Origin of the sequence: Streptomyces sp. NPDC014764 (genome assembly GCF_043082785.1) — a bacterium.
In the GTDB taxonomy this organism is placed as follows: Bacteria; Actinomycetota; Actinomycetes; order Streptomycetales; family Streptomycetaceae; genus Streptomyces; species Streptomyces althioticus.
In genome coordinates, this window is sequence record NZ_JBIBXY010000016.1 from 130,467 (window position 1) to 138,316 (window position 7,850).

8 protein-coding genes and 1 rRNA gene are annotated in these 7,850 nt (G+C 72.9%); 2 read left to right on the top strand and 7 right to left on the bottom strand.

Going from position 1 to position 7,850, the window contains the following annotated elements:
• Window positions 1-35: 35 nt before the first annotated feature.
• Window positions 36-383: a sterol-binding protein gene (locus ACF1AG_RS28425; protein WP_359606674.1), complete on the top strand. Its 348-nt coding sequence runs from the start codon at window positions 36-38 to the stop codon at window positions 381-383.
• A 4-nt stretch (window positions 384-387) separates the two neighbouring features.
• Here the strand turns inward: ACF1AG_RS28425 and ACF1AG_RS28430 are convergent, their stop codons facing one another.
• The 4 genes from ACF1AG_RS28430 to ACF1AG_RS28445 are packed head-to-tail and all read right to left on the bottom strand — an operon-like array spanning window position 388 to window position 4,400.
• Window positions 388-1,242, bottom strand: coding sequence for an ABC transporter ATP-binding protein (locus ACF1AG_RS28430; protein ID WP_359606676.1), 855 nt, complete (start codon window positions 1,240-1,242; stop codon window positions 388-390).
• Entirely contained in the window at window positions 1,239-2,276 is a 1,038-nt protein-coding gene (locus ACF1AG_RS28435; protein WP_359606678.1) for an iron chelate uptake ABC transporter family permease subunit, read from the bottom strand. The genes ACF1AG_RS28430 and ACF1AG_RS28435 overlap by 4 nt, the downstream gene beginning before the upstream one ends.
• Window positions 2,273-3,316, bottom strand: a complete 1,044-nt coding sequence (locus ACF1AG_RS28440) for a FecCD family ABC transporter permease (RefSeq protein WP_387796559.1) — start codon at window positions 3,314-3,316, stop codon at window positions 2,273-2,275. Before ACF1AG_RS28440 ends, ACF1AG_RS28435 begins: the two co-directional genes overlap by 4 nt.
• 55 nt (window positions 3,317-3,371) lie before the next feature.
• Window positions 3,372-4,400: an HAD hydrolase-like protein gene (locus ACF1AG_RS28445; protein ID WP_387796557.1), complete on the bottom strand. Its 1,029-nt coding sequence runs from the start codon at window positions 4,398-4,400 to the stop codon at window positions 3,372-3,374.
• A 72-nt stretch (window positions 4,401-4,472) separates the two neighbouring features.
• Between ACF1AG_RS28445 and ACF1AG_RS28450 the strand changes: the two genes are divergently transcribed.
• Complete coding sequence (locus ACF1AG_RS28450; protein WP_391810600.1) at window positions 4,473-5,765, top strand: DUF1015 domain-containing protein; 1,293 nt, start codon at window positions 4,473-4,475, stop codon at window positions 5,763-5,765.
• An 88-nt stretch (window positions 5,766-5,853) separates the two neighbouring features.
• Here ACF1AG_RS28450 and ACF1AG_RS28455 read toward each other — a convergent pair whose 3' ends face one another.
• From ACF1AG_RS28455 to rrf, 3 genes are all read right to left on the bottom strand, one after another.
• Complete coding sequence (locus ACF1AG_RS28455; protein ID WP_387796890.1) at window positions 5,854-6,603, bottom strand: hypothetical protein; 750 nt, start codon at window positions 6,601-6,603, stop codon at window positions 5,854-5,856.
• Window positions 6,495-7,583 (bottom strand): hypothetical protein, encoded by a 1,089-nt coding sequence (locus ACF1AG_RS28460; protein WP_387796888.1) that lies wholly within the window; start codon window positions 7,581-7,583, stop codon window positions 6,495-6,497. Before ACF1AG_RS28460 ends, ACF1AG_RS28455 begins: the two co-directional genes overlap by 109 nt.
• A gap of 175 nt (window positions 7,584-7,758) precedes the next feature.
• Window positions 7,759-7,850: ribosomal RNA gene (rrf, locus tag ACF1AG_RS28465) — 5S ribosomal RNA — on the bottom strand; the annotation flags it as partial.

The window sequence follows — 7,850 nt, forward strand, 5'->3', positions numbered from 1 at the left end:
CGCTACCGCGAACGGCTGGGGTACCGTCGTGCGCGATGGCCACGATCGAGGAGTGCCGTGCGGCACTCGACAAGCTTTCGGACAGCATGGGCAGGGCCGAGGGTGACGTCCGCGCGGCGGCGTCGATGGAGCGGTCGGTCAGCTGCCACGTCACGGACCTGGACGTGACCTTCGCGGGCCGCCTCACCGGCGGCCGGATCGAGGTCTCGGAGACGCACCCCGGCCCGCCGCGCGAGAAGGCGCAGATACGGCTCGCCATGACGGGCGACGACCTGGTGACCCTGGTCGACGGGGAGCTGCACTTCGCGCGGGCGTGGGCCTCGGGGCGCGTGCGGCTGGAGGCGGGTCTGCGCGACCTGTTCCAGCTGCGGAAGCTCCTCTAGTCCCTCAGACCTTCGTGGTCTCACGCCTGGCCGCCCGGGACGGACGGGCCGCCGGCACGACCAGCGGGGTGCCCGTCTCGGGGTCGTCGATGACCTGGCAGCGCAGCCCGAACACCTCCTGCACCAGTTCGGCGGTGACGATGTCCTTCGGGGCGCCCTGGGCGATGACCCGGCCCTCGCGCAGGGCGATCAGGTGGGTGGCGTAGCGGGCGGCGTGGTTGAGGTCGTGCAGTACGGCGACGAGGGTGCGGCCCTGCTCCTCGTGCAGGTCGGCGCAGAGGTCCAGGACGTCGATCTGGTGCTGGATGTCCAGGTAGGTGGTCGGCTCGTCGAGCAGCAGCAGCGGCGTCTCCTGGGCCAGGGCCATGGCGATCCAGACGCGCTGCCGCTGCCCTCCGGACAGCTCGTCGACGTACCGCTCGGCGAGGTCGGCGACGCCGGTGCGGGTCATCGACTCCTTTACGACCCGCTCGTCGTCGGAGGACCACTGGCGCAGCAGGCTCTGGTGCGGGTAGCGGCCGCGTGCGACGAGGTCGCCGACGGTGATGCCGTCGGGCGCGATGGACGACTGGGGCAGCAGGCCGAGCGTGCGGGCGACCTTCTTGGCCGGCAGGGAGTGGATGGCCTGCCCGTCGAGCAGCACCCGGCCCTCGGCGGGCCTCAGCATGCGCGACAGGGCGCGCAGCAGGGTGGACTTGCCGCAGGCGTTCGGGCCGACGACGACGGTGAAGGAGTGGTCCGGAATCTCCACCGACAGCTGCTCGGCGATGACCCGCTGGTCGTAGGCCAGGGTGACGTTCTCGGCGGCTAGACGGTTCACGGTGCTCCTTCGGGTGTTCTTCTTCTCGACGCCGCTCATATCCGGCCCGCCCTGCGCTCGGTGACCAGCAGCCACAGCAGGTAGACGCCGCCGAGGACGCCGGTGACCACGCCCACGGGCAGCTGCTCGGCGCCGAACGCCCGCTGCGAGACGAAGTCGGCGAGGACCAGGAGGGCGGCCCCCATCCACATCGAGGCGATCAGGTTCGGTCCGGGCGACCGGGTGAGGCGCCGGGCGAGCTGCGGCGCGGTGAGCGCGACGAAGCTGACGGGTCCGGCGGCGGCGGTCGCGGACGCGGTGAGCAGCACGGCCGACAGCATCAGCACCAGCCGCAGCCGCTCGACGCGCACACCGAGGGCGTTGGAGACGTCGTCGCCCATCTCCGTCATGCGCAGGGCGCGGGAGTTGGCGAGGACGACGGGGACGAGGACGGCGCACAGCGCGAGCAGCGGCCACACCTGGTCCCAGTCGCGCCCGTCGAGGGACCCGGTCATCCAGACGACCGCGCGGGCGGCGTCGACGATGTCGGACTTGGTGAGCAGATAGCCGTTGACGGCGGTGACGACGGCGGAGACGCCGATGCCGACCAGCACCAGCCGGTAGCCGTGCACGCCCCGCTTCCAGGCGAGGACGTAGATGGCGGTGCCGGTGATCAGACCGCCGGCGAGCGCGCCGAGAGCCACCTGGTTGGCGGTGCCGGAGAACAGCACGATGACGGTGAGCGCGCCTGCCGTGGCGCCCTGGCCGAGGCCCAGGATGTCCGGGCTGCCCAGCGGGTTGCGGGAGATGGTTTGGAACAGGGCGCCGCCGATGCCGAGGGAGGCGCCGACCAGCAGCCCGACCAGGACCCGCGGCAGCCGCAGCTCGGTGACGATGAACTCCTGCCCCTCGTTGCCCTGCCCGACGAGCGTGGTCAGCACGTCGGAGGCGGACATCGGGAAGTCCCCGGTGCCGATGAGCAGCACGCTCGCGCCGAGCGCCAGCAGCATCAGCAGCACGACGACGGTGAAGGCACGGGCGTCCAGCCGGACCGAGAGGCCACCGGGCAAGCGCACCGCACGGTTGGTCTTCACAGCTGGGCCGTCCTCCGCCGTCGTACGAGAAGAATGAACACCGGGCCGCCGATGATCGCGGTGACGATGCCCACCTGGAGTTCGGCGGGCCGGGCGACGATCCGGCCGAGCACGTCCGCGCCGAGCAGCAGCACCGGCGACAGGACCGCCGCGTACGGCAGGATCCAGCGCTGGTCGGGTCCGGTGAAGGAGCGCACCACGTGCGGCACCATCAGGCCGACGAAGACGATCGGACCGCATGCGGCGGTGGCGGCGCCGCTCAGCATCGTCGCGACGAGCATGGACAGCGCGCGAGTGCGGTTGAGGTCGGCGCCGAGCGCCTTGGCCGTGTCGTCCCCCATGGCCATGGCGTTCAGCGGCCGCGCGAGCAGCAGCGCCAGCACACTGCCGACGACCAGGAACGGCACCACCTGCATGACGGCCTCGTCGCTGCCGGAGCCGAGCGAGCCGACCGTCCAGAAGCGCATCCGGCCGAGGGCCGCGTCGTCGAGGATCATCACGGCCTGGAGATAGCCGTAGAGCGCGGCGCTGATGGCGGTGCCGGCGAGCACCAGCCGTACGGGGGTGGCGCCCCGGCGTCCGCCGAGGAACCACACTACGGCGCCGACGGCGGCCGCCCCGCAGAACGCGAACCACACATACCCGGACAGGGAGGTGACGCCGAAGAAGGTGATGGCGGTGACGACCGCTGCGGAGGCGCCCGCGTTGAGACCGAGGAGTCCCGGGTCGGCCAGCGGGTTGCGGGTCAGCGCCTGCAGCACGGCCCCGGCGAGGCCGAGGGCGGCGCCGGCGAGCAGGCCCAGCAGGGTGCGGGACAGCCGGTCGGACACCACGGTGTCGGCGTAGGTGCCCGCCGCGTCGAACAGCCCGTGCCACACCTGCCCCAGGGACAGCTCCTTCGCGCCGACCGCGATGCTCGCCAGCGCGACGAGCACCAGGACCGCGAGGGACACGAGCAGACCGGCCGCGCGTATCGCCCGGCGGCCGGTGGGCGCGGAGGCGGTCTCCGCGCGCTGTTCGGGGGGACTCTCGACCAACACCCGGTTAGGTTAGCCTATCCTCCGAATCGATCAAGATCCGGTGACCGGCGGACCGTCAGAGCCCCAACCGCGCCAACGCCTTACCCGTGTCCAGCTGGCACGCCTCCTCGCCCGCCGCCGTCCAGGCCGCCGCGCACAGCGCCCGCAGCCCGTCCACCGGACCGCCGTCCCCGTCGAGCTCCAGCCGCCCGGCGCCGGCCGTCGCCGTCCACCCGCCGCATTGGAAGCTGCCGTCGTCCCCGACGACCTCGGGCTGCCCGGTCAGCAGCCCTCGCAGATCGGCGTCCACGTACGTCGGCCGGTGCCGCGGCGGCGCCGCCAGGAGCTGCGCGCCGTCCGTCACCCCGGTGAGCACCAGCAGTGAGTCGACCCCGCCGTTGAACGCGCCCTCGATGTCCGTGTCGAGCCGGTCCCCCACCACCAGCGGCCGCTCGGCACCGGTGCGCAGGATCGTCTCCCGGTGCATCGGCGGCAGCGGCTTGCCCGCCACCTGCGGCTCGGCACCGGTGGCGATCCGCACGACCTCCACCGCCGCGCCGTTGCCGGGCGCGATGCCCCGGCCGCTGGGGATCGTCAGGTCGGTGTTGGACGCGAACCACGGCAGCCCGCGCGCGACGGCGTAGCTCGCCTCGGCGAACCGCCCCCACGCCAGCTCCGGGCCGCCGTACCCCTGCACGACCGCCACCGGCTCGTCGTCCGCCGACTCCACCGGCTCGAGACCGCGCTCGCGCAGCGCCACCCACAGGCCCTCACCGCCCACCACCAGCACCCGGGAGCCCTGCGGCACCTGGTCCGCGATGAGCCGCGCCACCGCCTGCGCCGAGGTGATGACGTCACCGGGCTCGGCCGGTATGCCCAGCTCGGTCAGGTGCGCGGCCACCGCGTCGGGAGTACGCAGCGCGTTGTTGGTGACGTAGGCGAGCCGCATGCCGCCGTCGCGCGCCACGGCGAGGGACGGCACGGCGTGCTCGATGGCGTTGCCGCCCGCGTACACCACTCCGTCGAGGTCGAGCAGCGCCGTGTCGTACGCCTCGATCAGGGCCTGGCCACTGCCCTCGGGCCTCGTCCTGACGCTCCGGCTCATTCCGCATCGCTCCTCGTTCGACGGCTTTCCCCCGATCATCCCCCATCGCACCGACACCCGTACGATGCCGGGATGAACACTGCAGGTCACTCGAAGGCAACGGCGCCGCGAGGCCTGGAACTCACCCCGTTCCGAGGCCTTCGTTACGACCCCGACCGGGTCGGCAGCCTGGCCGCCGTGACGTCACCGCCCTACGACGTCGTGGTCCGCCCCGACGGCCTGCACCACCTCCAGTCCGCCGACCCCCACAACATCGTCCGGCTGATCCTGCCCGAGGCCGCCACACCCGAGGAGCGCAACGCCCAGGCCGCCGAGACGCTCCGCCGCTGGCGCGCCGAGGGCGTCCTCACCCCCGACCCGGTACCCGGCCTGTACGTCTACGAGCAGCGCGACGGCGACGGCCTGGTGCAGCGCGGCGTGATCGGCGCCCTGCGCGTCTCCGAACCGGACGAGCAGCTGGTGCTGCCGCACGAGGACGTCATGCCGCACATCGTCGCGGACCGCGCGGACCTGATGCGCGCCACCAGCGCCAACCTGGAGCCGCTGCTCCTCACCTACCGGGGCGACGCCACGGCGGCGGGCACGGCCGACGTGATCGAGCGCACGGCCGGGCGGCCGCCGCTCCTGGCGACCACCACGGAGGACGGCGTCCACCACCGCCTGTGGCCGGTCACCGACCCGGCCGACCTGGCGGTGATCCGCGACGAGCTGTCCGCCCACCAGGCGCTGATCGCCGACGGCCACCACCGCTGGGCGACCTACCACAGGCTGCGCGCGGAGCACCCCTCCCCCAGCCCGTGGGACCACGGCCTGGTGCTCCTGGTCGACACGGCCCGCTATCCTCTGCGGGTCCGTGCCATCCACCGCCTGCTGCACGACCTGCCGGTCGCCGAGGCCCTGAGAGCCCTGGACGGCTCCTTCCGCGTCCGGCGCCTGGATCTGCCGCTGTCGAAGGCGATGGACGCGCTGGCCCAGGCGGCGGAGGAGAGCAACGCGTTCCTCCTCACCGGGGACGACGGCGCCTTCCACCTCGTCGACCGGCCGGATCCGGCGCTGCTGGACCGCACGGTGCCCGTGGACCGGCCGGAGGCCTGGCGCATTCTGGACGCGACGGTCCTGCACGTCACGCTCCTTGACCATGTCTGGCGCGTCCCCGACGACCCCGCCCACATCGCGTACATCCACGACACGGCGGCCACGGTGGACAAGGCCCGACGCGACGGCGGTACGGCGGTGCTGATGCATCCCGTGCACGAGGACGTGGTGCGGGAGCTGGCCCGCCAGGGGGTGACGATGCCCCGCAAGTCGACGTCGTTCGGCCCGAAACCGGCGTCGGGCCTGGTGCTGCGCGCGCTGGACCTCTGAGGCGTCGGGACATACGGGAAAGGGGCGGGCCCCCGGCTGAGTGCCGGGGGCCCGCCCCTTTCTCCACGTGCGTGGTGCCGCGAGGACGTCAGTCCTTGTCGTCGTCGTGCGCGCCCTGCTCGTCACGGCCGTCGGCGGCCTGGTCCTCGGCCTCGGCCTCGACGAAGGCGTCCGTGAACTCGACGCCGTCCAGCTCGGCCAGCCGGTCCGAGGCGTCGGTGCTGCCGTCCCGGTCGGCCTCGACGGCCTTGGCGAACCACTCGCGCGCCTCGCCCTCACGGCCGGCGGCGAGCAGCGCGTCGGCGTACGCGTACCGCAGGCGCGCGGTCCACGGCTGCACGGAGTTCGACGCCAGCTCGGAGCTCTGAAGGGTGACGATGGCCGCGTCCAGCTGGCCCATGTCGCGCCGGGCGCCGGCCGCGACGAGCCGCATCTCGACCTGTCCGGCCTTGTCCAGCTTCTGCACCTCGGGGGCGCCGGCCATGTCCAGCGCCTTCTCCGGCCGGCCGAGACCGCGCTCGCAGTCCGCCATCAACGGCCACAGCTCCACGGTTCCGGTCATCCGCCGCGCGGCACGGAACTCGGCGAGGGCCTCGCCGTACTTCTGCGTCGCGTACGCGGCGAATCCTGCCGCCTCCCGCACGGCGGCGACGCGCGAGGCGAGCCGCAGGGCGATACGGGAGTAGGCGTAGGCGCGCTCGGGGTCCTCGTCGATGAGCCGGGCGACCATCACCAGGTTCTTGGCGACGTCCTCGGCGAGCGTCTTGGGCAGGCTCTGCAGCTCCTGCCGGACGTCCCTGTCGATCTCCTCGCCGGTGACGTCCTCGGGGATCGGCAGCCGCTTGATGGGCTCGCGGTCACGGTCCCGCTCGTCACGGAACCGGCCGCCGCCCTGGCGGTCGTCGCGCCCACGGTACCCACCGGGACGGCCGCCCCGGTCGTCCCGACGCGGGCCGCGCCCACGGTCGCGGTCGTCACGGCCGCGGAAGCCGCCACGGTCGCCACGGTCACGGTCGTCACGCCGGAAGGCGCCGCCACGGGAGTCCCGGTCGCCACCACGGGAGTCGGTACGGCTGTCGCCGCCGCTCCGGAAGCCGCCACGGTCGCGGTCGTCGCGGCGGAATCCGCCACGGTCACCACGGTCGTCGGAACGACCCCGGTAACCGCCACGGTCCCGATCGTCACGCCGGTCGTCCCTACGGTCATCGCGACGGTCGTCACGGCGGCCGTACCCACGGTCGTCGTCACGCCGGTCGTCCCTACGGTCATCGCGACGGTCGTCACGGCGGCCGTACCCACGGTCGTCGTCACGGCGGAAACCGCCACGGTCACCGCGGTTGTCGTCACGACGGAAGCCGCCACGGTCGCCACGGTCGTCGGAACGACCCCGGTAACCGCCACGGTCCCGATCGTCACGCCGGTCGTCCCTACGGTCGTCACGGCGGTCGTCACGACGGAAGCCACCACGGTCACCGCGGTTGTCGTCACGACGGAAGCCACCTCGGTCGCCACGGTCGTCGGAACGACCCCGGTAACCGCCACGGTCCCGATCGTCACGCCGGTCGTCCCTACGGTCATCGCGACGGTCGTCACGGCGGTCGTCACGGCCGCGGTACCCGCCTCGATCGTCCCCGCGGTTGTCGCGGTTGTCGTCACGTCCACGGAAGCCGCCTCGCTCGGGCCGGCCGCCGCTGCGGTCCCGGTCACCGGTGCGGTCCCGGTCGCGGTCGTCGCGACGGAAGGGAGGACGGTCACCGTCCCTGCGGAAGCCACGGTCGCGGTCGTTGCCGCGACGGGGGCCGCCGCGCTGGCCGCCACGGTCCCCACGGTCCGAGCGGTCACCACTGTCCCGTCGGCGCTGGTCGCGCTCCGGTCGGTCGTCGGGAGAGTTGGTGGACATCGGTGACTCCTGTCTCGGGTACTGCAAGCATAAATACAAAAAGGACCCCTGGCCCCAGCTGAACGCTGGCGACCAGGGGTCCTTCCAAAGATTGTTCGGCGGCGTCCTACTCTCCCACAGGGTCCCCCCTGCAGTACCATCGGCGCTGTAAGGCTTAGCTTCCGGGTTCGGAATGTAACCGGGCG